Source organism: Streptomyces sp. NRRL B-24484 (genome assembly GCF_000717715.1).
Taxonomy (GTDB): domain Bacteria; phylum Actinomycetota; class Actinomycetes; order Streptomycetales; family Streptomycetaceae; genus Kitasatospora.
In genome coordinates, this window is sequence record NZ_JOAI01000048.1 from 21,794 (window position 1) to 48,515 (window position 26,722).

Annotated in this window: 25 protein-coding genes; 20 read left to right on the forward strand and 5 right to left on the reverse strand. The window is 74.0% G+C overall.

All coding sequences use genetic code 11. The features are described from left to right. Positions 1–67: 67 nt before the first annotated feature. The gene (locus IE98_RS0133365) at positions 68–985 is read right to left on the reverse strand and encodes a DUF6891 domain-containing protein (protein WP_030275520.1); all 918 of its coding nucleotides are present in this window, start codon (positions 983–985) and stop codon (positions 68–70) included. Between the two features lie 176 nt (positions 986–1,161). Between IE98_RS0133365 and IE98_RS0133370 the strand changes: the two genes are divergently transcribed. Continuing rightward, the gene (locus IE98_RS0133370) at positions 1,162–1,377 is read left to right on the forward strand and encodes a hypothetical protein (protein WP_030275521.1); all 216 of its coding nucleotides are present in this window, start codon (positions 1,162–1,164) and stop codon (positions 1,375–1,377) included. A 42-nt stretch (positions 1,378–1,419) separates the two neighbouring features. Further along, positions 1,420–2,424 (forward strand): GNAT family N-acetyltransferase, encoded by a 1,005-nt coding sequence (locus tag IE98_RS0133375; protein WP_052391323.1) that lies wholly within the window; start codon positions 1,420–1,422, stop codon positions 2,422–2,424. 21 nt (positions 2,425–2,445) lie between these two features. Here the strand turns inward: IE98_RS0133375 and IE98_RS0133380 are convergent, their stop codons facing one another. After that, entirely contained in the window at positions 2,446–3,846 is a 1,401-nt protein-coding gene (locus IE98_RS0133380; protein WP_030275523.1) for an NAD(P)/FAD-dependent oxidoreductase, read from the reverse strand. Between the two features lie 52 nt (positions 3,847–3,898). Further along, on the reverse strand, positions 3,899–4,486 hold the full coding sequence (locus IE98_RS0133385; protein WP_030275525.1) for a helix-turn-helix domain-containing protein: 588 nt from the start codon (positions 4,484–4,486) through the stop codon (positions 3,899–3,901). Positions 4,487–4,721: 235 nt separating this feature from the next. Between IE98_RS0133385 and IE98_RS0133390 the strand changes: the two genes are divergently transcribed. The 14 genes from IE98_RS0133390 (at position 4,722) to hypE (ending at position 17,834) form a co-directional block, all read left to right on the forward strand. Then, the gene (locus IE98_RS0133390) at positions 4,722–5,807 is read left to right on the forward strand and encodes a hydrogenase expression protein HypE (RefSeq protein WP_030275526.1); all 1,086 of its coding nucleotides are present in this window, start codon (positions 4,722–4,724) and stop codon (positions 5,805–5,807) included. A gap of 82 nt (positions 5,808–5,889) precedes the next feature. After that, positions 5,890–7,665, forward strand: a complete 1,776-nt coding sequence (locus tag IE98_RS0133400) for a nickel-dependent hydrogenase large subunit (RefSeq protein WP_030275528.1) — start codon at positions 5,890–5,892, stop codon at positions 7,663–7,665. After that, positions 7,665–8,180: a hypothetical protein gene (locus IE98_RS0133405; protein WP_030275529.1), complete on the forward strand. Its 516-nt coding sequence runs from the start codon at positions 7,665–7,667 to the stop codon at positions 8,178–8,180. The genes IE98_RS0133400 and IE98_RS0133405 overlap by 1 nt, the downstream gene beginning before the upstream one ends. After that, positions 8,177–8,827 (forward strand): DUF5947 family protein, encoded by a 651-nt coding sequence (locus IE98_RS0133410; protein ID WP_030275530.1) that lies wholly within the window; start codon positions 8,177–8,179, stop codon positions 8,825–8,827. The genes IE98_RS0133405 and IE98_RS0133410 overlap by 4 nt, the downstream gene beginning before the upstream one ends. Then, positions 8,824–9,522 carry a DUF6084 family protein gene (locus tag IE98_RS0133415; protein ID WP_030275531.1) on the forward strand — a complete coding sequence of 233 codons (699 nt, stop codon included), beginning with the start codon at positions 8,824–8,826 and terminating at the stop codon, positions 9,520–9,522. Before IE98_RS0133410 ends, IE98_RS0133415 begins: the two co-directional genes overlap by 4 nt. Next, positions 9,519–10,949 (forward strand): hypothetical protein, encoded by a 1,431-nt coding sequence (locus IE98_RS0133420; protein WP_052391324.1) that lies wholly within the window; start codon positions 9,519–9,521, stop codon positions 10,947–10,949. The genes IE98_RS0133415 and IE98_RS0133420 overlap by 4 nt, the downstream gene beginning before the upstream one ends. Next, positions 10,946–11,524 carry a hydrogenase maturation protease gene (locus IE98_RS0133425; protein ID WP_030275533.1) on the forward strand — a complete coding sequence of 193 codons (579 nt, stop codon included), beginning with the start codon at positions 10,946–10,948 and terminating at the stop codon, positions 11,522–11,524. Before IE98_RS0133420 ends, IE98_RS0133425 begins: the two co-directional genes overlap by 4 nt. Further along, positions 11,509–11,610, forward strand: coding sequence for a DUF6893 family small protein (locus IE98_RS52690; RefSeq protein ID WP_420706243.1), 102 nt, complete (start codon positions 11,509–11,511; stop codon positions 11,608–11,610). Before IE98_RS0133425 ends, IE98_RS52690 begins: the two co-directional genes overlap by 16 nt. Before the next feature lie 136 nt (positions 11,611–11,746). Further along, the gene (locus IE98_RS0133435; protein WP_030275534.1) at positions 11,747–12,121 is read left to right on the forward strand and encodes a hydrogenase maturation nickel metallochaperone HypA; all 375 of its coding nucleotides are present in this window, start codon (positions 11,747–11,749) and stop codon (positions 12,119–12,121) included. Between the two features lie 4 nt (positions 12,122–12,125). Continuing rightward, on the forward strand, positions 12,126–12,968 hold the full coding sequence (gene hypB / locus IE98_RS0133440; protein WP_030275535.1) for a hydrogenase nickel incorporation protein HypB: 843 nt from the start codon (positions 12,126–12,128) through the stop codon (positions 12,966–12,968). Then, positions 12,965–15,286, forward strand: a complete 2,322-nt coding sequence (gene hypF / locus IE98_RS0133445; RefSeq protein WP_030275536.1) for a carbamoyltransferase HypF — start codon at positions 12,965–12,967, stop codon at positions 15,284–15,286. The genes hypB and hypF overlap by 4 nt, the downstream gene beginning before the upstream one ends. A 49-nt stretch (positions 15,287–15,335) precedes the next feature. Continuing rightward, on the forward strand, positions 15,336–15,626 hold the full coding sequence (locus IE98_RS0133450; RefSeq protein WP_030275537.1) for a HypC/HybG/HupF family hydrogenase formation chaperone: 291 nt from the start codon (positions 15,336–15,338) through the stop codon (positions 15,624–15,626). Continuing rightward, positions 15,623–16,756, forward strand: coding sequence for a hydrogenase formation protein HypD (hypD, locus tag IE98_RS0133455; protein ID WP_030275538.1), 1,134 nt, complete (start codon positions 15,623–15,625; stop codon positions 16,754–16,756). Before IE98_RS0133450 ends, hypD begins: the two co-directional genes overlap by 4 nt. Beyond that, positions 16,749–17,834 carry a hydrogenase expression/formation protein HypE gene (gene hypE / locus IE98_RS0133460; RefSeq protein ID WP_030275539.1) on the forward strand — a complete coding sequence of 362 codons (1,086 nt, stop codon included), beginning with the start codon at positions 16,749–16,751 and terminating at the stop codon, positions 17,832–17,834. The genes hypD and hypE overlap by 8 nt, the downstream gene beginning before the upstream one ends. 16 nt (positions 17,835–17,850) lie before the next feature. On the opposite strand, the gene IE98_RS0133465 is transcribed toward hypE, so the two are convergent. Next, positions 17,851–18,777, reverse strand: coding sequence for a LysR family transcriptional regulator (locus tag IE98_RS0133465; protein ID WP_030275540.1), 927 nt, complete (start codon positions 18,775–18,777; stop codon positions 17,851–17,853). Between the two features lie 247 nt (positions 18,778–19,024). On the opposite strand from IE98_RS0133465, the gene IE98_RS0133470 reads away from it, so the two are divergent. From IE98_RS0133470 to IE98_RS0133480, 3 genes are read left to right on the forward strand one after another with little or no spacing between them, the layout of a single operon-like run. After that, a complete protein-coding gene (locus tag IE98_RS0133470) occupies positions 19,025–19,729 on the forward strand; it encodes a succinate dehydrogenase cytochrome b subunit (protein ID WP_030275541.1) in 705 nt (234 codons plus the stop codon). Continuing rightward, the gene (locus tag IE98_RS0133475) at positions 19,726–21,672 is read left to right on the forward strand and encodes a fumarate reductase/succinate dehydrogenase flavoprotein subunit (protein WP_030275542.1); all 1,947 of its coding nucleotides are present in this window, start codon (positions 19,726–19,728) and stop codon (positions 21,670–21,672) included. Before IE98_RS0133470 ends, IE98_RS0133475 begins: the two co-directional genes overlap by 4 nt. After that, entirely contained in the window at positions 21,669–22,406 is a 738-nt protein-coding gene (locus tag IE98_RS0133480; RefSeq protein ID WP_030275543.1) for a succinate dehydrogenase/fumarate reductase iron-sulfur subunit, read from the forward strand. Before IE98_RS0133475 ends, IE98_RS0133480 begins: the two co-directional genes overlap by 4 nt. An 82-nt stretch (positions 22,407–22,488) precedes the next feature. Here the strand turns inward: IE98_RS0133480 and IE98_RS0133485 are convergent, their stop codons facing one another. After that, positions 22,489–24,867 carry a SpoIIE family protein phosphatase gene (locus IE98_RS0133485; protein WP_030275545.1) on the reverse strand — a complete coding sequence of 793 codons (2,379 nt, stop codon included), beginning with the start codon at positions 24,865–24,867 and terminating at the stop codon, positions 22,489–22,491. 433 nt (positions 24,868–25,300) lie between these two features. On the opposite strand from IE98_RS0133485, the gene IE98_RS0133490 reads away from it, so the two are divergent. Next, complete coding sequence (locus IE98_RS0133490; RefSeq protein ID WP_030275546.1) at positions 25,301–26,722, forward strand: chitinase; 1,422 nt, start codon at positions 25,301–25,303, stop codon at positions 26,720–26,722.

Below are 26,722 nucleotides of genomic sequence, written 5' to 3' on the forward strand. Positions count from 1 at the left end.
GATGGGTTCCCCGTGAGGCGCCCCCACGCGCCCCTGTGGTGATCCCCCACGCCTTTGAAGGCCTGTCCTACCCGACCAGGCGGCGGCGCCAGTCGAGCGGGGTGACGGAGATCGCGCGGTCGGGGTCGCCGTCCCACTGGGCGGGCAGCCCGACGGCCTCCAGGGCGGCCACCACCTCGTGGCCGATCGCCGCGGTCGTCCCGGTCGAGCCGTCGAAGCCGCCGTAGAGCAGCATCAGGCCGTGCCCGGCGGCCGCGGAATCGGTGCACTGCGTGTGGAAGTAGACGAAGCCGCGGGCGTCGGGGCCGCCCTCCGCGCCGATCTCGGACTGGCCGCAGCTGCGGCAGCAGGTGAAGTTCTCGCGGGCGGTGATGCCGGACTCCTCCAGCGCGGCGAAGGCCCGGGTGAGCTGCTCGGGCTGGGTCTCGCCCTGCCAGGCGGCCTGTTCGGCGACCCGCTCCCGCCACATCCGGTCGGCCAGCGCCTGCGCCTGTACGCGGGAGACGGGCCGGCGGTCCCCGCTGACCAGGTGGTACTCGGCGGTCTCGGCCAGCCGCGCCCGGGTGGTGTAGCCGCGGAGCAGTTCGGCACGGACGCAGGACTCCAGCTCCTCGCGCTCCTCCTCGTCGAGGTCGAGCGGCGGTACCTCGGGGTCGGGGCCCATGTCCAGCAGCGTCCACGCCGGGCCGGTGTCCCAGCCGGACTCCTGCCGGGCCCAGCCGGTCATCGCGGCGATGACGGCCTCGGGGCCGTCGACCATCGCCTGGAAGTGGCGGTCCGAGCCGCCGTCGCGGTGCTCCAGCTGGTAGTCGCCACCGGTCCTGTGCCAGACCTGGGTGTACACGTCGGGCAGGTCGGGTATCCGCTGCACCACCAGGTACCGGTCGTCCTCGGCGCCGATCCGCCGGACCAGCCCGGCCAGTTCCCCGGCGGGCACCCTGACGTGCCGTTCCGCGTTCTCCGTCTTCACCACGATCTCGAGCATGCGCAGACTCTCGCACACCCTTCCGACAGCACGGCCGCGGGCCGCCGCGGGCCGTCGTGGGCCGTCGTGGGCCGCCGCGGGCCGCCGCGGGCCGCCGCGCCGGTCCGTCGCCGGGCGGCGATGCGCACCTAGACTGGTCGGGTGGGCACCCCGGACGTCACCGGAAGGAGACCGCGGTGAACGCACAAACGCCCAGGGACGCGGCGGACGCGGCGAGCGACCCGGTCGCCACGATCCGCTACTCGGGCGACCCGGAGCAGGACCACCTCCTCGACGAGATCCAGCACCCGGAGACCACCGACGCGCTGTACGAGCTGGCGTCCCGTCCCGGCTCGGCGGAATCGAACGGCGACGGGGTGGCGCCCCGCGCGGAGCCCCGGCCCGACCGGTAAATCCTTTGCCAGGCCCCGGCGGGGGCGCCAGACTCCCGCGGTATGGGCACTGACGTACCTTTCGACCGGCGGCCGATCGGGGCCGAACAGTTCGACGCCTGGCTGGAGCTGCTGGCCGCCGTCGAAGCCGAGGACCGGGAGGACGAGCACCACGGCGTGGACGACCTCCGGGAGTACCTCGCCGACCCGTACTGCGACTTCGCCCGGGGTTCCGTCGCCTTCTACGACGGCCCGACGATGATCGGCTACGGCTACCTCAAGGCGCGCACCGAGGCCGACCCGGTGCACGAGATGTACTACCTGGGCGGCGTCCACCCGGCGTACCGCGGGCGCGGCGTCGGGGCGGCGCTGCTGGCCTGGGCCGAGGAGGCGGCGCTGCCGCTGCACCTGGAGCGCTACCCGGAGCGGCCGCTGACGCTCTACAGCTCCAGCCTGGCGCGGAACACCCCGGCGGGCGAGCTGTACGCGGCGCTGGGCTACACGGCCGCCCGCTGGTTCCACGGGATGACGCGGGACCTGCTCGCGCCGCTGCCGGACCTCCCGGCCCCGGACGGGATCGAGGTGCGCGGCTTCACCGCCGAGCGCTCCGAGGACGCCCGGCTGGTCCGCAACGAGGCCTTCCGCGACCACTGGGGCTCGACGGAGCAGACCGAGGAGGGCTGGGCGCACATGACGTCCGGCCCGGCCTTCCGCCCCGGTCTGAGCTTCGTCGCCTACGACGTGGCGGAGGACGCGGCCGGCGGCGGCGAGGCCCTCGGCATCCTCCTCGGCGAGGAGTACGAGGCGCACACCGGGGCGACCGGCCGGCGCGACCTGTACGTCTCGCTGGTCGGCACCCGCCGGGCCGGCCGCAAGCGCGGCATCGCCTCGGCACTGCTGGTGCAGGCCATGACAGAGGCCCGCGAGGCGGGGTTCGCCACGGCCTCGCTCGGCGTCGACGCGGACTCGCCGACGGGTGCGCTCGGCCTGTACGGGCACGTCGGATTCACCGTCAAGGACACCTGGATCGCCCAGCTGAAGCCGCTCTGGTCGCCCGCGGCGGGCTGACCGGCCCGGGCCGGCAGCGGCTCAGCGGCCGCTGAGCAGGTCCGCGGCGCGGGCGATCAGGGAGGTACGGCCGAGGCCGCCGGACTCCCGGCGGTCGGCGGCGCGGTAGGCGACGTACAGGCCGCGGATGCCGAACCAGCGCAGCGGTTCGGGCTCCCAGCCGCGGACCTTCCGGCCGACCCAGGGCAGCCGGGTGAGCTCGGTGTCCCGCCCGAGGACGAGGTCGCACAGCGTCCGGCCGGCGAGGTTGGCGGTGGCGACGCCGTGGCCGACGTAGCCGCCGGCCGCGCCGAGCCCGGTCGCCGGGTCGTACTGGACGGTGGCGCACCAGTCGCGGGGCACGCCGAGCACGCCCGACCAGGCGTGGTCGATCGGCGTGCCCGCCGCCGCGGGGAACAACCGCCCGAGCAGCTCGGCGAGCTGGCGCTGCGTCGAGGCGTGCGTCTCGCCGCGGCTGTCGACGTGCGAGCCGAAGCGGTACGGCACCCCGCGGCCGCCGATCGCGATCCGGCCGTCGGCGGTGCGCTGCGCGTAGCAGTAGGCGTGGGCGCCGTCTCCGAGCACCTCCGCGCCCTGCCAGCCGATCGCGTCCCACACCGCCCGGTCGAGCGGGGCGGTGACGATCATGCTGCTGTTCATCGGGACCCAGGTGCGGCGCTGGCCGCGCAGCCCGGCGGTGAAGCCTTCGGTGGCGCGGACGACGTGCCGGGCGCGGACCGTCCCGCCGCGGCAGACGGCCGCGCCGGGCCGGATGTCGAGCACCTCGGTGCCCTCGTACAGGGCGACGCCGCGCCGCTCGACGGCGTCGGCGAGGCCGCGCACCAGCTTGGCCGGGTGGATCCGGGCGCAGTGCGGGGTCCACAGGGCGCCGCGGGCGCCGGCGACCCGGACGCGGTCGGCGAGTTCACCAGGGCCGAGCCGGACCATGTCCTCCTCGCCCCAGCCCTCCTCGCGCAGGTCGGGCAGGTGGGCGAGCATCCGCTGCTCCTGGACGGCGCCGACGGCGACGTGCAGTTCGCCGTCCTTGCGGATGTCGGCCTCGATGCCCTCCTCGGCGGCGACCGCGGCCACCTCGTCGACCGTGGCGAACATGGCCCGCTGCATGGCGAGGGCGGCGGGCCGGCCGTGCGCGGCGGCGTAGCGGCGGAACTGTCCGGGCAGGGCGGCGGTGAGCCAGCCGCCGTTGCGCCCGGAGGCGCCGAAGCCGGCGAACTCCTTCTCCAGCACGGCGATCCGCAGCGCGGGCTCGGCCTTCTTGAGGTAGTGGGCCGTCCAGAGGGCGGTGTAGCCGCCACCGACGAGGGCGACGTCGACGTCGAGGTCTCCGTCGAGGGCGGGCCGCTGCGCGGGCAGGCCGTCCGCGGCGTACCAGTGGGAGACGTGGCCGTTGGTGCGGGCGGGGCCGGCGGGCGAGGGGCTCATGGTCACTGCCTGGGGGGTCGGTCCGGCGGGAGGGGTCGGGGGTGGGGTGCCGTCAGTCCGGTGTGGGCGGGCTGACGATCCAGAGCACTTCGGCGGGGACGTCCGCGTGGTTGGCGACCCGGTGCGGGGTGGCGGTGCGGTAGTCGAGGCTGTCGCCGACGCCGAGGGTGTACGGGTGGCCGTCGAGTTCGACGGTCACCGTGCCGGCGAGGACGAGCAGGATCTCCTGGGAGTCGCCGTGCGTGTAGGCCTCCTCACCGGTGGACGCGCCGGGGTCGAACTCCCCCGCGTACACCTCCAGATGAGCGAGCGGCCGCTGGGAGACGAGGTACTTGCGGGTGCCGGGGGCGGTGGGCAGCGCGGGTCGGCGCTCGCGGCGGACGACCCGCGGCCCGGCGGGGACGGAGTGGTCGAAGAAGTCGGCCATGGTGAGGCCGAGGGCGTCGGCGATCCTGCGGAGCATGCCGATGCTGGCGCCGGCGAGGCCGCGCTCGACCTGGCTGAGGAAGCCGGGGCTGGCACCGGCGGCCTCGCCGAGGGCGCGCAGCGACAGGGCGCGCGCCTCCCGGTAGCCGCGGATGCGGGCACCGAGGGCGCGGGCGTCGGCCTCCGCGGCGGTACCGGTCGTCCGATCGGTCATGGGGCCCCCGGTTCGGCAGGTGTGTCCGACTCCCCGTCAAACGCTCTGTTCGACGGGGTGGAACACACCGTATGCCGGGCGGTACGGCGGCACAAGGGGCCGGCGCCCCCTACGGACTGAGCCCGTTCGAGCGACCCCTTCGGCCGTTCGCCCGGGCGGTGGAGTGCGGACGCTGCTATGAAGAGCGTTGAGTCCGTTTTGTCCGGTCTCATCCCCGTTTCTAGGAGGCATCCACATGGGTGCTACGGCTACCGACGCCCAGGCCGCCGGCCGGGGCACGGCACCGGAGGGCAAACAGCCGCCGGTGCACATCCTCTGGATCAACGCCGGTCTGAGCTGTGACGGCGACTCCGTGTCCCTGACCGCCGCGATGCAGCCCAGCATCGAGGAGATCGTCACCGGCGCCCTGCCGGGCCTGCCCGAGGTCGCGGTGCACTGGCCGCTGATCGACTTCGAGTGCGGCCCGGTGCAGGGTGCGGACAACTTCGTCGAGTGGTTCTTCAAGGCCGAACGCGGCGAGCTGGAGCCGTTCGTCCTGGTGGTCGAGGGATCGATCCCGAACGAGTCCATCAAGCCCGAGGGCTACTGGTGCGGCTTCGGCGACGACCCGGCGACCGGCCAGCCGATCACCACCAGCGAATGGCTCGACCGGCTCGCCCCCAAGGCCACCGCCGTGGTCGCGATCGGCACCTGCGCCACGTACGGCGGAATCCACGCCATGGCGGGCAACCCGACCGGCGCCATGGGCGTGCCCGACTATCTGGGCTGGGACTGGACGTCCAAGGCCGGCCTGCCGGTCGTCTGCGTGCCGGGCTGCCCGATCCAGCCGGACAACTTCTCCGAGACGCTGACGTACCTGCTCTACCAGCTGACCGGCGCGGCGCCGATGATCCCGCTGGACGACAAGCTGCGGCCGACCTGGCTGTTCGGCGCGACCGTCCACGAGGGCTGCGACCGCGGCGGCTACTACGAGCAGGGCCAGTTCGCGGAGGCGTACGGCGAGCCGGAGTGCCTGGTGAAGCTCGGCTGCTGGGGCCCGGTCGTCAAATGCAACGTGCCCAAGCGCGGCTGGATCAACGGCGTCGGCGGCTGTCCGAACGTGGGCGGTGTCTGCATCGCCTGTACCATGCCCGGCTTCCCGGACAAGTTCATGCCCTTCATGGACGAGCCCCCGGGTGCCCGGATCTCCGCCACCGCCAGCGAGGCCTACGGGGCCGCGATCCGCCGCCTGCGCTCCATCACCGCGAAGACGGTGGACAAGGAGCCCAAGTGGCGGCGCACCGGCCGCAAGCTGACCACCGGTTACCGCACCCCCTGGTGACCGACCCCGGACGCCGCGTGCCGTGGGCGCGCGGCGTCCGCCCCTGTCCCCCCGACGCAACGACGAAGGGCACACACTCCCGATGGCGACGACAGCGAAGCCGACCGGCGACGGCCTGATGGAGATGTCCTGGGACCCGATCACCCGGATCGTGGGCAGCCTGGGCATCCACACGAAGATCGATTTCAAGCAGAAGAAGGTCGCGGAGTGTTACAGCACCTCGTCGGTCTTCCGCGGCTACAGCGTCTTCATGCGCGGCAAGGACCCGCGCGACGCACACTTCATCACCAGCCGGATCTGCGGCATCTGCGGCGACAACCACGCCACCTGTTCGGTCTACGCACAGAACATGGCGTACGGGGTGAAGCCCCCGCACCTTGGCGAGTGGATCATCAACCTCGGCGAGGCCGCCGAGTACATGTTCGACCACAACATCTTCCAGGAGAACCTGGTCGGGGTCGACTACTGCGAGAAGATGGTCCGCGAGACCAACCCGGGCGTGCTGGAGCGCGCCGAGCGGACGGCGGCACCGCACGCCGCCGAGCACGGCTACCGGACGATCGCCGACATCATGCGCTCGCTCAACCCCATCGAGGGCGAGTTCTACCGCGAGGCGCTGCAGGTCAGCCGCTACACCCGGGAGATGTTCTGCCTGATGGAGGGCCGCCACGTGCACCCCTCCACGCTCTACCCGGGCGGCGTCGGCACGGTCGCCAGCGTGCAGCTGTTCACCGACTACCTCAGCCGGCTGATGCGCTACGTGGAGTTCATGAAGCGCGTCGTCCCGCTCCACGACGACCTGTTCGACTTCTTCTACGAGGCCCTGCCCGGCTACGAGGAGGTCGGCCGCCGCCGCATCCTGCTCGGCTGCTGGGGCAGCCTCAACGACCCCGACCACTGCGACTTCACGTACCGCAACATGACGGACTGGGGCCGGCGGATGTTCGTCACCCCGGGCGTCGTGGTCGACGGGAAGCTCGTCACCAACGACCTCACCCAGATCAACCTGGGCATCCGGATCCTGCTCGGCAGCTCCTACTACCAGGACTGGGAGGGTCAGGAGCTCTTCGTCACCCACGACCCGCTCGGCAACCCGGTCGACCCGCGGCACCCGTGGAACCAGCACACCATCCCCCAGCCGCAGAAGCGGAACTTCGACGACAAGTACAGCTGGGTGATGTCGCCGCGCTGGTTCGACGGCAAGGACCACCTCGCGCTGGACACCGGCGGCGGCCCGATCGCCCGCCTGTGGTCCACCGCCCTCTCCGGCCTGGTCGACATCGGCTACGTGAAGGCCACCGGCCACAGCGTGGTCATCAACCTGCCGAAGACCATGACCAAGCCGGAGACCACCTTCGAGTGGAAGATCCCGCAGTGGTCCAACGCGCTGGAGCGCAACCGCGCCCGCACGTACTTCCAGGCCTACGCCGCCGCCTGCGCCCTGCACTTCGCCGAGAAGGCGCTGGCGGAGGTCCGCGCCGGACGCACCCAGACCTGGGAGAAGTTCGAGGTGCCGGACGAGTCGATCGGCTGCGGCTTCACCGAGGCCGTCCGCGGCGTCCTCTCGCACCACATGGTGATCCGCGACGGCAAGATCGCCAACTACCACCCGTACCCGCCGACCCCGTGGAACGCCAGCGTCCGCGACAGCTACGGCACCCCCGGCCCGTACGAGGACGCGGTGCAGAACACGCCGATCTTCGAGGAGAACTCCCCGGAGAACTTCAAGGGCATCGACATCATGCGGGCCGTGCGCAGCTTCGACCCGTGCCTGCCCTGCGGCGTGCACATGTACGTCGGCGACGGCCGCACGGTGCAGAAGATGCACGTCCCCACCGGCCTGAGCGGACTGGCCTGATGACCGCGGAGACGGCCGGCCGGCGGGTCCAGGAGGTCCTGGACCGGCTGGCCGGCGAGGCGGACGGGCCCGCCGTCACCGCGGCCGAGGACCTCGTCCGCGAGCTGATGGCCTTCTACGGCGAGGGGCTCGCGCGGATCGTCGCACTGCTCGGTGCGGACGGAACGGCCCCGCTGCCCGCCGCCCTGCTCGACGACCAGGTGGTCTCCGGGCTGCTGGTGCTGCACGACCTCCACCCGGAGACCGTCCAGCAGCGGATCCGGCGGGCGATCGGCTCGCTGCCGGGCCGTCCGGCCGAGCTGATCGGCTACGCGGCGGAGGCCGGGTCGGTGCGGCTGCGCACCGCCCCCGGAGGCTGCGGCTGCGGCGGCGAGGACGCGCTGCGGCGGGACCTGGAGTCCGCGTTCGCCTGCTACGCGCCCGAGGTGACGGACATCCGGCTGGAGAAGGCGCCGCCGCAGCCCGCGCTGCTGCAGATCGGCCGCCGGCCGCCGGTGGGGGCGGACGCCGGATGACCACGTCCCCGACCGACGCCCCGGGCGCGGGCGCCGCGGTACTGCGCCGGCTGCGCACACCCGCGGCGCCCCGCCCGGAGCGCTGCGCCTTCTGCGGCGCCGCCCTGGCCCCCGAGCACCGGCACCTCGCCGACACCGCGCAGCGCGAACTGGCCTGCGCCTGCCCGGCCTGCGCGATGCTCTTCGACCGCCCGGGGGCGGCCGGCGGCCGCTACCGCAGCGTGCCCCGCCGCTACCTGGTCGACCCGGCGCACGGCGTCGACGACGCGGACTGGGAGGCGCTGCAGATCCCGGTCTCCACCGTCTTCTTCCTCCGCAACGCCGCGCTGGACCGGCTGATCGCGCTCTACCCCAGCCCGGCCGGCCCCGCCGAGAGCGAGCTCGACCCGAGCACCTGGCAGGCCGTGCTCGACCGCACCCGGCTCGCCGCGCTGCTGGAGCCGGACGTCGAGGCGCTGCTGCTGCGCCGCGCGGACGGCGTGACGACCTGCCACCTGGTGCCGGTCGACGCCTGCTACGAGCTGGTCGGGCGGATGCGGCTGCACTGGCAGGGCTTCGACGGCGGTCCGACCGCCCGCGCCGAGCTGGAGGGCTTCTTCGACCGCCTCGCCGGCCTCGCCCGGCCCCTGACCGAGGACACCCCGTGACCTGTGACCTGACCTTCGACTGCACCGGGGTGCAGGGCGACCGGTACGCCGCCGGGCCGACCCTGCTCTTCCGGCTGCGGATCGGCTCCGGCGGAGCCCGGGTGCACGCCCTGGCGCTCCGCTGCCAGCTGCGCATCGAGCCGGCCCGGCGCGGCTACGACGACGGCGAGGCCGAGCGGCTCGGCGACCTGTTCGGCGAGCGGTCCCGCTGGGGCACCAGCCTCAACCCCGTCCAGTTCGCGCAGGTCCCGCTGCTGGTGCCGGGCTTCACCGGCAGCACCGACGTGGAACTGCCGGTGCCGTGCACCTACGACCTGGACATCGCCGCGACCCGCTACCTCGCCTCCCTGGAGGACGGCGACGTGCCGCTGCTGGTGCTGTTCTCCGGCACGGTCTTCACCGGCGAGAACGGCTTCGGGGTGCAGCCCGTGCCCTGGCACAAGGAGACCCGGGTGAAGCTCCCGGTGCGGGTGTGGCGGGAGATGATGGAGCAGCACTTCCCCGGCTGCGGCTGGCTGCGACTGCCCCGGGACGCCATGGACGAGCTGCTCGCGTACCGCTCCCGGCACGGGCTGCCGTCCTGGGAGGCCACCGTGCGCGCCCTGCTGGCGGCCGCCGAGGGGCCGTCCGCGGCCCGGGAACCCGTGCAGGAGCCCTTCCAGGGGCCCGCGATGGCCCGGGAGGGTGCGCGATGACCGCCGTCCGTCCCGCCGCCGAGCGGTTCGCCGGCGCCCGGCAGATCGCCGACGCCGTGCTGTTCGAGGGCTACGTGCTCTACCCGTACCGGGCGTCCTCCGCCAAGAACCGGCTGCGCTGGCAGTTCGGCGTGCTGGTGCCGCCGGGCTACGGCGAGGGGGCCGGCGAGCACCCGGACCAGCACACCGAACTGCTCGTGGAGCCGCGCCGCGGCGCCACCCTGACGGCCGAACTGCGCTTCCTGCGCGTGCAGCGCCGCACCGTGCAGCGGCTGCGCGAGGACGGCGGCCACGAGGACACCGGGGCGCTGGAGCTCTCCGACCGGGTGCTCACCGCCTGGGACGAGGGCGCCGAGGAGCGCGTCACGATGTCGGCCACCGTCGACGAGCTGCTCGCCGGCGAGGTCCTGCTGCCCGTGCACTGCCCGGCCCGCACCGAGATCGAGTCCGTCCGCGACGGCGAGCGGACGGTCGGCCGCACCGTCCGCCGCTGCGCCCAGGTCGACGGGGTGCTGCGGGTCAGGCTGCAGCCGCTGCCCGGCCCCTACGCGGCGTACCGGCTGCGCGCCGTGGTGGAGAACACCACCGCGTGGACGGCCGGCCCCGGTGACGGCCGCGAAGAGGCGCTGGCGCACTCGCTCGTCTCCGCGCACGTGCTGCTCGGCCTGGACAGCGGCTCCTTCGTCTCGATGACCGACCCGCCGGAGTGGGCGAAGGGCGCCGTCGCCGAGTGCCGCAACCTGCGCACCTGGCCGGTGCTGGCCGGCGACGACGGCCGCGCCGACGTGGTGCTCTCCTCACCGATCATCCTGGAGGACCACCCGCAGGTGGCCCCCGAGAGCCCGGGTGCGCTGTACGACGGCACCGAGATCGACGAGATCCTCGCGCTGCGCACCTCCGCGCTGACCGAGCAGGAGAAGCGGGAGGCACGCGGCACGGACGAGCGGGCCGGCGCCGCCGTCGACCTGGCGGACTCGCTGCCGCCGGAGGTGATGGAGCGTCTGCACGGCGCCGTCCGGGCGCTGCGCGAGGTGACCGCCGGCCCGCCGGCCGGGGCCGACGTCCCCGGGGTCCGGCCGGACACGCCCTGGTGGGACCCGGGCGGCGACCCCGGGGTGGACCCGGCCACCGACCGGGTGGTGATCGACGGCCGGGCGCTCGGCGCGGGCGACCGGGTGGTGCTCCGGCCCGGCCGGCGCCGCACCGACGCCCAGGACCTCTTCCTGCAGGGCCGCACCGCCCTGGTGGAGGCCGTGCTGCAGGACGTCGACGGGGCGGTGCACGTCGCGGTCACCGTCGACGGCGACCCGGGCGCCGACCTGTGGCGCGCCCAGGGCCGCTTCCTGTACTTCCAGCCCGACGAACTCGCCCCCGCGGACGGTGCGCTCGCCGCCGCGGAGGAACTCGCCCCGTTGGAGGAGACGTGACGGACGGCAGCGGGGCGGCGCCCCGGGTCCTGGTCGCCGGGGTCGGCAACGTCTTCCTCGGCGACGACGGCTTCGGCGTGGAGGCCGTCCGCCGGCTGACCGGGCGGCCGCTGCCGGAGGGCGTCGAGGCGGCCGACATCGGGGTGCGCGGCGTGCACCTCGCCTACCGGCTGCTCGACGGCTACGACACGCTCGTCCTGGTGGACGCCACCGAGCGCGGCGGCACGCCCGGCACGGTGTACCTGCTGGAGGCGCCGGCGCCCGGGGCGATCGAGCCGCAGGCGCCGGCGCTGGACGGCCACCGGATGGGCCCGGACGCGGTGCTCTCGCTGCTCGCCACGCTCGCCGCCGGCACGGGCGGCAGCCCGCCTCGGCAGGTGTTCGTGGTCGGCTGCGAGCCGGAGACGGTCGAGGAGGGCATGGGGCTCAGCGCCCCGGTCACCGCGGCCGTCGACGAGGCCGTCGCCGTGATCCTCCGGCTGCTCGACGGCGGACCCGCCGATCCGGGCACCGCCCCAGCGTCCGACCTAAGCGGTACCACCGACAGAGAGGCCCCCTCATGCGCAAGTTCCTGATCGTCCTCCTCAGCGCCGCCGCGGTGGCGGTCTTCGTGCAGAGCCTGCCCGACCTCAAGCGGTACCTGAAGATCCGGCAGATGTGACCGCGCGGCGGTGCTGCGAATGGCGTAGCGGGCGCCGCGCCCACGGCGCGGCGCACCCCGCGTCCGGGGACCGCGGCCTGTAATGGTCCCCGACCGTCCGGTCACCGCCTCCGGGCGGGCGCAGAGCGGGGTGCCGATGCACGAGATGTCGATCGCCATGGCCGTGGTGGACCAGGTGGCGCAGGCCGCCCCCGAGGGCGCGGGCCGGGTCGAGTCGGTGCTGCTGCAGGTCGGCGAACTCGCCGGCGTGGTGCCGGACTCGCTGCACTTCTGCTTCGAACTCGCCTGCTCGGGCACGGTCCTGGAGGGCGCCGAGCTGATCACCGAACCGGTGGCGGCGCACGCCCGGTGCGGCGCCTGCGGCACCGGGTGGGCGGTCGGGATGCCGCCCGAACTCACCTGCCCCGGCTGCGGCAGCGGCGCGGCCACCGAGCTGCTGACCGGACGGGAGCTGCAGATCCGCAGCGTCCGCTGGGCGGACCGTCCGGCGTACGCCGACCAGGAAGGCTGACGCCATGTGCCGAGTTGTCGACCTCCAGCAGGCCGTGCTGGCCCGCAACGAGGACGCCGCCCGGGAGCTGCGCGGGGCGCTCGCCGCCCGGGGCGCCGTCGCGGTGAACCTGCTCTCCAGCCCCGGCAGCGGGAAGACCGCCCTGCTGGAGGCCGAGCTGCTGCTCGCCGGGCGGCGCGGCACGCCCGTCGCCGCGCTCACCGCGGACCTCGCCACCGAGAACGACGCGCTGCGCCTGGCCCGTTCGGGCGCCCCGGTGAAGCAGGTGCTGACCGACGGGCTCTGCCACCTGGAGGCGGCGATGCTCGCCCGCCACCTGGACGGCTGGCTGCCCGCGGACACCCGGCTGCTGTTCGTGGAGAACGTCGGCAACCTGGTCTGCCCGGCCTCGTACGACCTCGGGGAGAGCCTGCGGGTGGCGCTGGCCTCGGTGACCGAGGGCGAGGACAAGCCGCTGAAGTACCCGACGGCGTTCGGGCTGGCGAACCTGGTGGTGGTGACCAAGGCGGACCTGGCCGAGGCGGTGGACTTCGACGAGGCGGCCTTCCTCGCGCACGTCGAGCGGGTGAACCCGGGGGTGGAGGTGCTGTTCACCTCGGCGCGCACCGGGCAGGGCGTCGGGCTGCTGCTGGACCGGGCCACCGCGGTGCTGGAGGGCGGCGCGGTGCACCGGCCGGTGATGGGCGTGCCGTCCGCCGGGCACCACCACGGCCCGCCGCCCGCTCCGCACGGTGCCGACCGGGCGCACGACCACGGGTACGGCCACGACCACGGGCCGGGACACGACCACGGGCACGGCGGCACCCACCCGCACCGGGAACCGGCGCTGCCGCCGGCCGTCTCGTGACCGCCTCGCCGCAGGCGCCCGCCGTCGAACGGCGGCTGGTCCGGGTCGGCGGGATCGTCCAGGGGGTCGGCTTCCGCCCCTTCGTGCACGCGCTCGCCGCGGAGCTGCGGCTGGCCGGGCACGTCACCAACACCGGCGAGGGCGTGCTCGCCGAGGTCGAGGGACTGCCGGACGCCGTCGCGGCGTTCTGCCGGCGGATCGCCGACGACGCACCCCCGCTCGCCCGGGTCGCCTCGGTGCTGCACGAGCCGATCGAGACCACCGGCGCGGACGGCTTCGCCATCGTGCCGTCCACGGGCGGCGGCGGCAGCCGGACCCTGATCCCGCCGGACACCGCGACCTGCGCCGACTGCCTGGCCGAACTCGCCGACCCGGACGACCGGCGGCACCGCCACCCGTTCATCACCTGCACCAACTGCGGGCCACGGTTCACCATCGTCACCGCGCTGCCCTACGACCGTGCCGCCACCACCATGGCCGGATTCCCGATGTGCGCGGACTGCGGGCGCGAGTACACCGACCCGGCCGACCGGCGCTTCCACGCCCAGCCGATCTGCTGCCCCGCCTGCGGGCCCGAGCTGTCGCTCACCGTGCCCGGGCGGGCCGGGCTGCGCGGAGCGGCGGCGCTGGAGGACGCCCGGCGGCTGCTCGCCGAGGGCAAGGTGCTCGCCGTCAAGGGACTCGGCGGTTACCACCTGGTCTGCGACGCGGGCAGTGCCGCCGCGGTGGCCGAACTGCGGCGGCGCAAGCGGCGCGGCGACAAGCCCTTCGCGGTGATGGCCGGTTCGCCGGCCGAGGCGGCCGCGCTGGCGCGGGTCGGCGCGGCCGAACGGGCCGCCCTGGAGTCCGCCGCCCGGCCGATCGTGCTGCTTCGCCGCCGACCCGGCGCCCCCGGGATCTCCGAGGGCGTCGCCCCGCGCTGCCCCGACCTCGGCGTGATGCTGCCGTACACCCCGGTGCACCGGCTGCTGCTCGGCCTGCCCGGCGACCCGGACGGTCCGCGGGTGCTGGTGATGACCAGCGGCAACCTCTCCGGCGAGCCGATCGTCACCGACGACGCCGAGGCGCTGGACCGCCTCGCCCCGCTGGTGGACGGCTGGCTGGCGCACGACCGGCCGATCCACGTGCCCTGCGACGACTCGGTGGTGCGGGTGGTGGACGGCGAGGTGCTGCCGGTGCGCCGCTCCCGCGGGTACGCGCCGCTGCCGGTGCCGCTGCCGGTGGACGTCCGCCCGGTGCTCGCCGTCGGCGGGGACCTCAAGAACACCTTCGCACTGGCCGAGGGGCGCACCGCCTGGCCCTCCGGGCACGTCGGCGACATGGACGACCTGGCGACCCTCGCCGGATTCGGCCGCGCCGTCGCCCAGTTGGCGGCCGTCACAGGGGTCCGGCCGGAGCTGCTGGCGGCGGACCGGCACCCGCGCTACCGCTCCGCGCAGTGGGCCCGGCGGCAGGCCCGCGGGCGCGAGGTCCGCACCGTGCAGCACCACCACGCGCACGTGGCCTCGGCGATGGCCGAACACGGGCTGGACGGCACCGGGCGGGTCATCGGCATCGCCTTCGACGGCACCGGCTACGGTGAGGACGGCACGGTCTGGGGCGGCGAGGTGCTGCTCGCCGACTACGACGGCTTCGACCGGTTCGGCCGGCTCGGCCACGTGCCGCTGCCCGGCGGGGACGCCGCGGTGGAGCGCCCGTACCGGATGGCGCTCGCCCACCTGTACGCGGCGGGCCTGCCGTGGGCGCCCGGACTGCCCTGCACCGCGGCCTGCCCTGCGGACGAACTGGCGGTGCTGCGGCAGCAGTTGGCGCGCGGCCTGAACTGCGTGCCGACCTCCAGCATGGGCCGGCTGTTCGACGCCGTCTCCTCGCTCGCGGGCGTCTGCCACCGGGCCGGCTACGAGGCCCAGGCCGCCGTGGAGTTGGAGGCCGCCGCGCTGGAGGCCGAGGACTGCGGCGGGCCGTACGCCTTCGGGATGCGGGACGAGGGCGGCGTCTCGGTGGCCGAGCCGGGACCGGTGCTGGCCGCGGTGGTGGCCGACCTGGCGGCCGGCATGCCCGCCGCGGCGGTCGCCCGGCGCTTCCACGGCGCGGTGGCCGCCCTGGTCGAGCGCTGGTGCCTGGCGGCACGGGAGCGGACCGGGCTCGGCACAGCGGCGCTCACCGGCGGGGTGTTCGGCAACGCGCTGCTCACCGAGGAGTGTCTGCGCCGGCTGCGGGCGGCCGGTTTCACCGTACTGCGGCACCGGCTGGTGCCGCCCAACGACGGCGGTCTGGCCCTCGGCCAGCTCGTGGTGGCCGGCCGGACCGGCAACTGAACGGCGGAGGCGCACCCGCCCCCGCCGAAGGACGAACGAGGAGCAGCCGATGTGCCTGGCGGTGCCCGGCAGGGTGATGGAGATCGAGGAGCGCGACGGCACCCGGATGGCCGTCGTGGACTTCGGCGGCGTGGTGAAGGACGTGTGTCTGGAGTACCTGCCCGACCTGGCGGTCGGCGAGTACGCGATCGTGCACGTCGGGTTCGCGCTGCAGCGCCTGGACGAGGAGTCGGCCCGCCGGACCCTTGAGCTGTTCGAGGAACTCGGGCTGCTGCAGGAGGAGTTCGGCGACCCGTGGGAGGCGGCCGCGGGCGCCCCGAAGGAGGCGGAGAGCAAGTGAAGTACCTGGAGGAGTTCCAGAACCCGGAGCTGGCCCGGCGGCTGCTCGACGACATCCGGGCCACCGTCACCCGCCCCTGGGCGCTGATGGAGGTCTGCGGCGGCCAGACGCACACCATCATCCGGCACGGCATCGACCAACTCCTGCCCGAGGGAGTGGAGTTGATCCACGGGCCGGGCTGTCCGGTGTGCGTGACCCCGCTGGAGGTGATCGACAAGGCGCTGGAGATCGCCTCCCGCCCGGACGTGGTCTTCTGCTCCTTCGGCGACATGCTGCGGGTACCGGGCACGGGCAAGGACCTGTTCCGGGTCCGCAGCGAGGGCGGCGACGTGCGGGTGGTCTACTCCCCGCTGGACGCGCTGCGGGTCGCCGAGCAGAACCCGGACAAGCAGGTGGTGTTCTTCGGCATCGGCTTCGAGACCACCGCCCCGCCCAACGCCATGACGGTGTACCAGGCGAAGAAGCGCGGGATCCGCAACTTCAGCCTGCTCGTCTCGCACGTCCGGGTGCCCCCGGCGATCGAGGCGATCATGCAGTCGCCGGACTGCCGGGTCCAGGGCTTCCTCGCCGCCGGGCACGTCTGCTCGGTGATGGGCACCGCCGAGTACCCGGAGCTCGCCGAGCGGTTCCGGGTGCCGATCGTGGTCACCGGTTTCGAGCCGCTGGACATCCTGGAGGGCATCCGCCGCACCGTGCGCCAGCTGGAGCGCGGCGAGCACACGGTGGACAACGCCTACCCGCGGGCGGTGCGCGACGAGGGCAACCCGGCCGCACAGGCGATGCTCGCCGACGTCTTCGAGACCACCGACCGTGCCTGGCGCGGGATCGGCACCATCCCGCAGAGCGGCTGGCGGCTCTCGTCCCGCTACCGCGAGTTCGACGCCGAACACCGCTTCGACGTCGGGGACGTGAACACCTGCGAGCCGGCCGCCTGCCGGGCCGGCGAGGTGCTGCAGGGCCTGCTCAAGCCGCACGAGTGCGAGGCCTTCGGCACCCTCTGCACGCCGCGCAACCCGCTGGGCGCGACCATGGTCTCCAGCGAGGGCGCCTGCGCCGCCTACTACCTGTACCGCCGCCTGGGTGCGCCCGCCGCACCCGCCGCCCCGCTGGAGGCGAGCCCCGTTGCCTGACACCGACACCCTCGCCGGCACCCTCCCCACGCCGGACTTCTCCAACTGGAGCTGCCCGCTGCCGCTCCGCGACCACCCGCGGGTGGTGATGGGGCACGGCGGCGGCGGGGCGCTCTCCGCCGAACTCGTCGAGCACGTCTTCGCACCCGCCTTCGGCGGCCCGGTGCTCGCCGCGCTCGGCGACTCCGCCGCGGTCACCCTCGGCGGGGTGCGGCTCGCCTTCTCGACCGACTCGTACGTGGTGCGGCCGCTGTTCTTCCCCGGCGGCAGCATCGGCGACCTGGCCGTCAACGGCACCGTCAACGACCTGGCGATGAGCGGCGCCACGGCCGCCTACCTGTCCTGCGGGTTCATCCTGGAGGAGGGCGTCGAGACGGCGCAGGTCGCCCGGGTCGCGCAGGCGCTCGGCGCGGCCGCGCGGGCCGCCGGCGTCGAGGTGGCCACCGGCGACACCAAGGTCGTCGAGGCCGGCCGCGGCGACGGGATCTACCTCAACACCGCGGGCATCGGGCTGATCCCGGCCGGGGTGGACCTGCGGCCGCAGCGCGCCGAGCCGGGCGACGTGGTGATCGTCAGCGGGCCGATCGGGCTGCACGGCGTCGCCGTGATGAGCGTCCGCGAGGGACTGGAGTTCGGCGTCGACGTGCGGAGCGACTGCGCCCCGCTCGGCGGGCTGGTGCAGGCGATGCTGGCCGTCACGCCGGACCTGCACGTGCTGCGCGACCCCACCCGCGGCGGCCTCGGCGCCTCGCTCAACGAGATCGCGGCGGCCGCCGGGGTCGGCGTGGTCGTCCAGGAGCGGGGCATCCCGGTGCCGCCGGAGGTCGCCAACGCCTGCGCGATCCTCGGCCTCGACCCGCTGTACGTCGCCAACGAGGGCAAGCTCGTCGCCTTCGTGCCGCGGCAGCACGCGGACGCCGTCCTGGAGACGATGCGGGCGCACCCGTACGGCGCGGGCGCGGCGGTGATCGGCGAGTGCGTCACCGACCACCCCGGCATGGTGGTGGCCCGGACCGCGCTCGGCGGCACCCGGGTGATCGACCTGCCGGTCGGCGAGCAGCTGCCGCGGATCTGCTGAGCGCCACGGCCGCCGGTCACGGCGCGGCGAGCAGCCGGGTGCCCTCCGGCAGTTTGCCGCGCCGTGCCTGTGCGGCCAGCCGTTCGGCGACGGTGGCGCGCATCCGGTCGGCGGCCCGGCCGAGCGGGATGTCCCGGCCGTGGGCGAGCGAGATCGTCCGGCCCAGGCCGGCGCCGGTGAACCGGGTGGTCGGCAGGCCCGAGCGGGCTGCGACCATGGCGGGCACCACGGCAGGGCCGAGGCCGGCCCGGACGAAGCCGAGCACGGCGTCCATCTCGCCGCCCTCGACGGCGAACCGGGGCTCGAACCCGGCCTCCCGGCAGGCCGCCAGGGTGGCGTCGCGCAGCGCGTAGCCCGTCCGGAACATCACCAGCGGGCGGTCCCGCAACTCCCCGACCGGGACGGCCTGTTCGGGCAGCGGCTCGGCGGAGACCAGGACCAGGTCCTCGTGCAGCAGCGGGGTGACGTCCAGGCCGGGCAGGGCGCCGCCGGGGCTGGGCGAGACGATCAGGGCGAGGTCGAGTTCGCCGGCGTCCAGGGCGGCGACCAGGTCGCCGGAGCCGCCCTCGCTGATCTGCAGGTCGACACCGGGGAAGCGGGCCCGGAAGGCCCCGAGCACGTCCGGCAGCAGGCTGACGCACAGGCTCGGCGGCGCCCCGAGGCGGACCCGGCCGCGGCGCAGCTGCACCGTCTCCTGGACGGCGAGCCGGGCGCTGTCGGTGTCGGCGAGGATGCGGCGGGCCAGCGGCAGCAGGGCCTCGCCCGCGTCGGTGGGGGTGGTGGCGCCGCGGCTGCGGTGCAGCAGTTCGGCGCCCAGCTCCCGCTCCAGCGCCTTGATCTGCTGGGAGAGCGAGGGCTGTGCGACGTGCAGCCGCTCGGCGGCCCGGGTGAAGTTGCCGAGTTCGGCGACGGCGGTGAAGTAGCGGAGCTGCTGGAGTTGCAAGGTCTGCCTCCCGGCATTGGGCCACCCCTCAGGGCGCGTCGGGCACCTCCCGGCCGAAGGCTGGGGGAGAACTGCGCAATTCGGATGCGGACATCTGTTCGTACCAGGGGTCGGCCCGGAACCGCATGGTGCACCGGTCCCGGACTGCGCAGTTCCCCGCGCCCCTCTCGACCATAGCCATATCCTATGGTGACGAGCCTTTTCATGTCTTGGACGTGAGGTAGGGGCTGTTCCTAGCGTGGAGCGCATGGCTCTGGCGACTGGAACGCGTCGGCCGCGGCACGCCCTGGCGGTGCTGTGGGGTTCGACGATCGGCAAGAAGGCGGTGATGGCCGCCTCCGGCGCGGTGATGCTGCTGTACCTGGTGGCCCACATGCTCGGCAATCTGAAGATCTTCTTCGGGCCGGACGACCTCAACGGCTACGCGGCGTGGCTGCGCACGGTCGGGCAGCCCTTCCTCGGGCACGCCTGGTTCCTGTGGATCGCCCGGGTGGTGCTGCTGGTCTCGGTGGTGGCGCACGGCGTCGCCGCGTACCAGCTGAGCCGGCGCGACCTCGCGGCGCGCCCGCAGAAGTACGCGCGGCGGCGGGCCCGGTCGAGCTACGCGACGCGGACGATGCGCTGGGGCGGCGTGATCCTGGCGCTGTTCATCGTCTGGCACATCCTGGACCTGACCACGCTGACCGTGAACCCGCGGGCCGAGGAGGGCCACCCGTACCAGAACGTGGTGGCGTCCTTCTCGACCTGGTACGGCGGCGGGATCTACGTCGTCGCGATGCTCGCGGTCGGGCTGCACGTGCGGCACGGCTTCTGGAGCGCCGCGCAGACCCTCGGCGTCAACAACGCACGCCGGGACCGGGTGTTGAAGGCCACCGCGAACGTGCTGGCGCTGGTGCTGACGGCCGGCTTCCTCGCCGTGCCGGTGGCCGTGATGATCGGAGCGGTGAAGTGACCCCGTACCTCGACTACGCCCTCGGCGCGCCGGTCGCCGACACCAAGGCGCCCGCCGGACCGATCGAACAGCGCTGGGACCAGCGGCGGTTCGAGGCGAAGCTGGTGAACCCGGCCAACCGCCGCAGGCACACCGTGATCGTGGTCGGTACCGGTCTGGCCGGTGGCGCGGCCGGTGCGACCCTCGCCGAACAGGGCTACCGGGTGGTGCAGTTCTGCTTCCAGGACTCGCCGCGGCGGGCCCACTCGATCGCCGCCCAGGGCGGCATCAACGCGGCGAAGAACTACCGCAACGACGGCGACAGCGTGCGCCGGCTGTTCTACGACACCGTCAAGGGCGGCGACTTCCGGGCACGGGAGTCCAACGTGCACCGGCTGGCGCAGATCTCCGTGGAGATCATCGACCAGTGCGTGGCGCAGGGCGTGCCCTTCGCCCGGGAGTACGGCGGGCTGCTGGACACCCGCTCCTTCGGCGGCGTCCAGGTGCAGCGCACCTTCTACGCCCGCGGGCAGACCGGCCAGCAACTGCTGCTCGGCGCCTACCAGGCGCTGTCGCGGCAGATCGCGGCCGGCGGGGTGGAGATGCACCCGCGCACCGAGATGCTCGACCTGGTCGTCGTCGACGGACGGGCCCGCGGCATCGTCGCCCGGGACCTCGTCACCGGCGAGGTGTCCACCCACCTGGCGGATGCCGTGGTGCTGGCCACCGGCGGGTACGGCAACGTCTTCCACCTGTCGACCAACGCCAAGAACTCCAATGCCACCGCCGTCTGGCGGGCGCACCGGCGCGGCGCGTGGTTCGGCAACCCGTGCTTCACGCAGATCCACCCGACCTGCATCCCGCGCTCCGGCGACCACCAGTCGAAGCTCACCCTGATGAGCGAGTCGCTGCGCAACGACGGCCGGATCTGGGTGCCGAAGGCGGCCGGGGACACCCGCCCGCCCGCGGAGATCCCCGAGACCGAGCGCGACTACTACCTGGAACGGATGTACCCGTCCTTCGGCAACCTGGTGCCGCGAGACATCGCCTCCCGCGCGGCGAAGGCGGTCTGCGACGAGGGCCGCGGGGTCGGCCCCGGCGGGCAGGGCGTGTACCTCGACTTCGCCGACGCCATCGCCCGGCTCGGCCGGGACACCGTCTCCGCGCGCTACGGCAACCTCTTCGAGATGTACGAGCGGATCACCGCGGAGGACCCGTACCGGGTGCCGATGCGGATCTACCCGGCGGTGCACTACACCATGGGCGGGCTGTGGGTGGACTACGACCTGCAGACCACCGTCCCCGGGCTGTTCGCGATCGGCGAGGCCAACTTCTCGGACCACGGCGCCAACCGGCTCGGCGCGAGCGCCCTCATGCAGGGACTCGCGGACGGCTACTTCGTGCTGCCGCCCGCCCTCAACGACTACCTGGCGCGGCAGGGTTCGGATCCGCTCGATCCGGGCGACCCGCAGGTCGAGGGCGTGCGGCAGGAGGTGGTGCAGCGGCTGGACCGGCTGCTGGCCGTCCGCGGCGACCGCACCCCGGAGTCCTTCCACCGCGAACTGGGCCGGATCATGTGGGACGAGTGCGGGATGGCCCGCAACGACGCCGGGCTGCGCCGGGCGCTCGCCCGGATCCCCGAACTGCGCGAGGAGTTCTGGCGGCGGGTCACCGTCCCCGGCACCGGGGCGAGCCTCAACCAGCAACTGGAGAAGGCGAACCGGGTCGCCGACCACCTGGAGCTCGCCGAGCTCATGTGCCTGGACGCGCTGCACCGCACCGAGTCCTGCGGCGGGCACTTCCGCGAGGAGAGCCGCACCGGACAGGGCGAGGCGCTCCGCGACGACGAGGCCTTCTCGTACGCCGCCGCCTGGGAGTTCACCGGCACCGGCCGAGCCCCCCTGCTCCACCGCGAGCACCTCGACTTCGAGTACGTCCACCCCACCCAGCGGAGCTACGCATGAACCTCACCCTGCGGATCTGGCGGCAGGCGGGCCCCGACGACCCCGGCGGGTTCAGCACCTACCAGGTCGGCGAGATCAGCCCCGACATGTCCTTCCTGGAGATGCTCGACACCCTCAACGAGACGCTGGTGCTGCGCGGCGAGGAGCCTGTGGCCTTCGACCACGACTGCCGCGAGGGCATCTGCGGCGCCTGCGGCATGGTCATCGACGGGCAGGCGCACGGGCCGCAGCCGACCACCACCTGCCAGCTCCACATGCGTCACTTCGAGGACGGCGCCACGGTGGACGTCGAGCCGTGGCGGGCCGCGGCCTTCCCGGTGGTCAAGGACCTGGTGGTGGACCGCTCCGCGCTGGACCGGGTGATCGGCGCGGGCGGGTACATCACCGCACCGACCGGCAGCGCGCCGGAGGCGCACGCCACGCCCGTCCCCAAGGAGGCGGCGGACGCGGCCTTCGAGCACGCCGCCTGCATCGGCTGCGGGGCGTGCGTGGCGGCGTGCCCGAACGGGTCGGCGATGCTGTTCACGGCGGCGAAGGTGGTGCACCTGAACCTGCTGCCGCAGGGCGCTCCGGAGCGGTCGAGCCGGGTGCGGGGGATGGTCGGCGCGATGGACGCCGAGGACTTCGGCGGCTGCACCAACACCGGCGAGTGCGCGACGGCCTGCCCGAAGGGGATCCCGCTGTCGGCGATCTCGACGCTGAACAGGGAGTTCCTGCGGGGCACGTTGCGGTGAGGGGTGTGCCACGGCGGCCCCGGCAGGTCACGGCGGGCCCGCCTCCGGACTGCGCGGTTCTCCGCGCCCCTCAGGGAATCCGTCAGGGGTCGGTCGGGAGTTCCTGTTCGGTCCAGATGGTCTTGCCGGCGGCTGTGTAGCGGCTGCCCCAGCGGTCGGTGAGCTGGGCGACGAGGTAGAGGCCGCGGCCACCCTCGTCGGTGAGGCGGGCGCGGCGCATCCGGGGCTGGGTGCTGCTGCCGTCGGAGACCTCGCAGATGAGGGTGTCGGCGCGGATCAGGCGGACGCCGACCGGCCCGCCCGCGTAGCGGATGGCGTTGGTGACCAGTTCGCTGAGGACGAGTTCGGTGGTGAAGGCGAGGTCGTCGAGGCCCCACTCGGCGAGCCGGGCGGTGGCGTCGGCGCGGACCTTGGCGACCGCGGCCGGGTCGGGATCGACCGTCCAGGTGGCGGTGGATTCGGCGGGGACGGCGCGGGTGCGGGCGAGCAGCAGGGTGACGTCGTCGCGCAGCCGGGTGGGCGGGAGTCCGGCGACGAGTTGCAGGGCGGCCTCGCGCAGCGGCCGGTCCTCCCCGGCGACGGCGGCCAGCCGCCGCTGGATCTCGGCCATGCCCTCGTCGATGTCGCCCTCGCCGCGTTCGATCAGGCCGTCGGTGTAGAGGGCCAGGACACTGCCCTCGTCGAGGACGGTCTCGATGGCCTCGAAGGGCAGGCCCCCGACGCCGAGCGGCGGGCCGGGGGTGACGGGCAGGAAGTGGACGGTGCCGTCGGGGTCGGCGACGGCGGGCGGCGGGTGGCCGGCGCTGGCGATGGTGCAGGCACGGGTGACCGGGTCGTAGACGGCGTACAGGCAGGTCGCGCCGACGGAGCCGGGGTCGGGCCGGTGCCGTCGGCCGACCGGGGCGGTGTCCTCGGGTTCGGCGGTCTCGCCCTCCTCGGCGTCGCCGGTGAAGTCGCCCTCGAAGAGCAGTTGGGAGACCAGGTCGTCGAGGTGGACGAGCAGTTCGTCGGGTTCGAGGTCGAGGTCGGCGAGGGTGCGGACGGCGGTGCGCAGCCGTCCCATGGTGGCGGTGGCCTGCAGTCCGTGCCCGGCGACGTCGCCGACGACCAGGGCGACCCGGGCGGAGGAGAGCGGGATGACGTCGAACCAGTCGCCGCCGACGCCGCCGGCGCTGTCGGTGGGCAGGTAGACGCTGGCGGTGGAGACGGCGGCGACGGTGCGGACGGCGGGCGGCAGCAGGCTGCGCTGCAGGCCGACCGCGGCACGGTGCTCGCGGGTGTAGCGGCGGGCGTTGTCGACGGCGAGGGCGGCGCGGGCGGCGATCTCGGCGAGCAGCAGCCGGTCGCCCTCCTCGTAGCGGTCCTTCCAGCGGTTGCGGCGGCTGGTGACCTGGCCGAGCAGGATGCCGCGGGCGACCAGCGGGGCGGTGATCTCCCAGTCGTGGGCGGGTTCGGCGGCGGTGGAGCGGTCGGGGGCGCCGTCGGCCCGGACGAGCACGGTGTCGCCGGTGGCGGGCGCGGACTCGGGCGGACCGGCAACGGCGGTGCGGCGCAGCAGCAGGCGTCCGGTGGGGTCCGGGACGGGTTCGTCGCCGGTGAAGACGGCGGCGGCGACGTCGACCACGGCGACGTCGGCGAACTCGGGCACGAGCGCCTTGGCGAGGCCCTCGGCGGTGCCGGTGACGGAGAGCGAGCCGCCGGCCGCGGCGGTGACGCGGTGCAGCAGCGCGAGGCGCTGGCGGGAGCGGTGCTGTTCGGTGATGTCGGTGAAGAGCACGGTGAGGCCGATGACGACGCCGTCGGAGTCCTGCAGCCGGAAGGCCGAGATGGCCATCATCCGGCCGCTGCGGGGGTCGACGACGGTACGGGCGAGCCCTTCGGCGAGGACCAGCGGGCGGCCGGTCTCCAGGACCTCGCGCAGGTGGGCCTCCAGGACGACGGCGTCCGCCGGCTGCAGGAAGTCGGCGAGCTTGAGGCCGCTGAGGGTGGGCGGGACGCCGGAGTACGGCAGCAGGTGGGTGTTGGTACGGACGATCTGCAGGTCGGTGTCGAAGACGGCGAGGCCGAAGCGGTCCTGGAGGAAGAGCTCGCGGGTGAAGGCCTGGTCCTGGCGCCAGCGGGCGACGGTGGAGGACTTGGCGCCGAGGACGACCTGCCGGGTGCCGGTCGGGTCGTTGGGGTTGTCGCCGTGCAGGGTGAGGACGCGGACGTAGAGGTTGAGCGGGCGGCCGTCGCCGGTGCGGACGGTGACCCGGCCGTCCCAGCCGCCGGGGCCGGACTCCTCGGGGCCGCGCCAGGTGTCCGGGTCGGCGAGCAGGTCGCGCAGGGCCCGGCCGACCAGGGCGCGGGCGGGCAGGGCGAGGAGCTCCTCGGCGGCGCTGGTGCAGCCGACGATCCTGCCGCTGCCGTCGACGAGCGCCCCTGCGACGCCGTCGAGGAACGGGAAGCGGCGGTCTTCCATCGCGTCTCACCCCGTCCGGTGGGCTCCTCTCTCCCTCATACTCCACCGCTCCCCGGGTGTCGGCGCCCCGGGACACGGAGGGTGACCGGAGGTTCTGCCTTCGGGTTCTGTACGCACGGGGGTTGACGCGGCTGGTTCAACGGGCCTAACTTCACGTTCTGAAAAAGGGTCCAGACCAATTCGTCGGGGCCTGGCGTGCCGTCCGCCGCACCCGGGACGAACTGGTGACATACCGCCAGTCGGGAGCCTCGGAAGCACTTTGACGGATCGCCTGGCGATCCGTCTGCACCATCGCAGCGTGCTGCCCGTCGGTCGGTCGACCGCGCCGAACGGGTCGCCGACCGCTGCGCCATGTTCACTTCGTGAACGCAAAGGTCCCTGATCCTCACCCCCACCACGCCCCGGCGCACCGCCGGGACAGGAGGAGACAGCCTTGATCCGCACCCTTGCCCGTACCGTCGCGACGGCGGTCGCGCTGCCCGCGACGGCCGCCGCCCTGCTGATCGCCGGAGGTTCGCCGGCGGCCGCCGCGGCCAACCCCGGCCCGGGCTTCCCGGCCCACTTCGCCGCCCCCTACCTGGAGACCTGGAACTCGCCCTCGGTGATGACCGATGTGCGCAACGCCACCGGCCTCAAGTACTTCACGCTCGCCTTCGTGATCAGCAACGGGAGCTGCACCGCCACCTTCAACGGCAACACCGACATAGCCGACGCCTCCTGGCAGAACGCGATCAACGGCCTCCGCTCGGCCGGCGGCGACGTGATCGCCTCCTTCGGCGGCGCCGCCGGCACCGAGCTCGGCCAGGCCTGCACGAGCGTCTCCGCGCTGCAGGCCCAGTACAAGCGGGTCGTCGACACCCTCAACCTGACCCGGATCGACCTCGACATCGAGGGCTCCGCGCTGAACGACACCGCCGCCAACGACCGCCGCAACCAGGCCCTGGCCGCCCTCCAGCAGCAGTACGCGGCGGCCGGCAAGCGGCTCGCCGTCAACTACACGCTGCCGGTCGGCCCGTCCGGCCTGGAGTCCAACTCGATCAGCCTGCTGAACAACGCCAGGAGCCGCGGCCTGGACGTCAACATGGTCAACATCATGACCATGGACTACGGCCCGGCCATGGACATGGGGCAGGCCGCGATCAACGCCGCGAACGGCCTGCACACCCAGCTCGGCCAGATCTGGACGGGCAAGACCTCCGACCAGCTGTGGGCGATGGAGGGCAACACCCCGATGATCGGGGTCAACGACACCACCGCCGAGGTCTTCACCACCGGCAACGCCTCGACCCTGGAGTCCTTCGCCGCCTCGCACGGCATCCAGCAGCTCGCCTTCTGGGCGATCGGCCGCGACAAGGCCTGCGCCGCCGACGGCACCCTCTCCGACTCGTGCAGCGGCACCCCGCAGTCCGCGTACCAGTTCACCAGGACCTTCAACGCGCTGACCGGCGGCACCACCCCGCCGCCCACCGGCCGCACCGGCCGGATCACCGGCTACGGCGGCAAGTGCGTGGACGTGGCCGCCGCGAACAGCGCCAACGGCACCGCGGTCCAGCTGTACGACTGCAACGGCACCGCCGCGCAGACCTGGACGGTCGGCACCGACGGCACCGTCCGCGCGCTCGGCAAGTGCATGGACGTGACCGCCGCCGGCACCGCCAACGGCTCCCAGGTGCAGCTCTACGACTGCAACGGCACCGGGGCCCAGCAGTGGCAGGCCCGCGCCGACAAGACCCTGGTGAACCCCGCCTCCGGCCGCTGCCTGGACGCCACCGGGCCCAGCTCCGCCAACGGCACCCGGCTGCAGATCTGGGACTGCTTCGCCGCCGCCAACCAGCAGTGGACCCTGCCGGCCTGA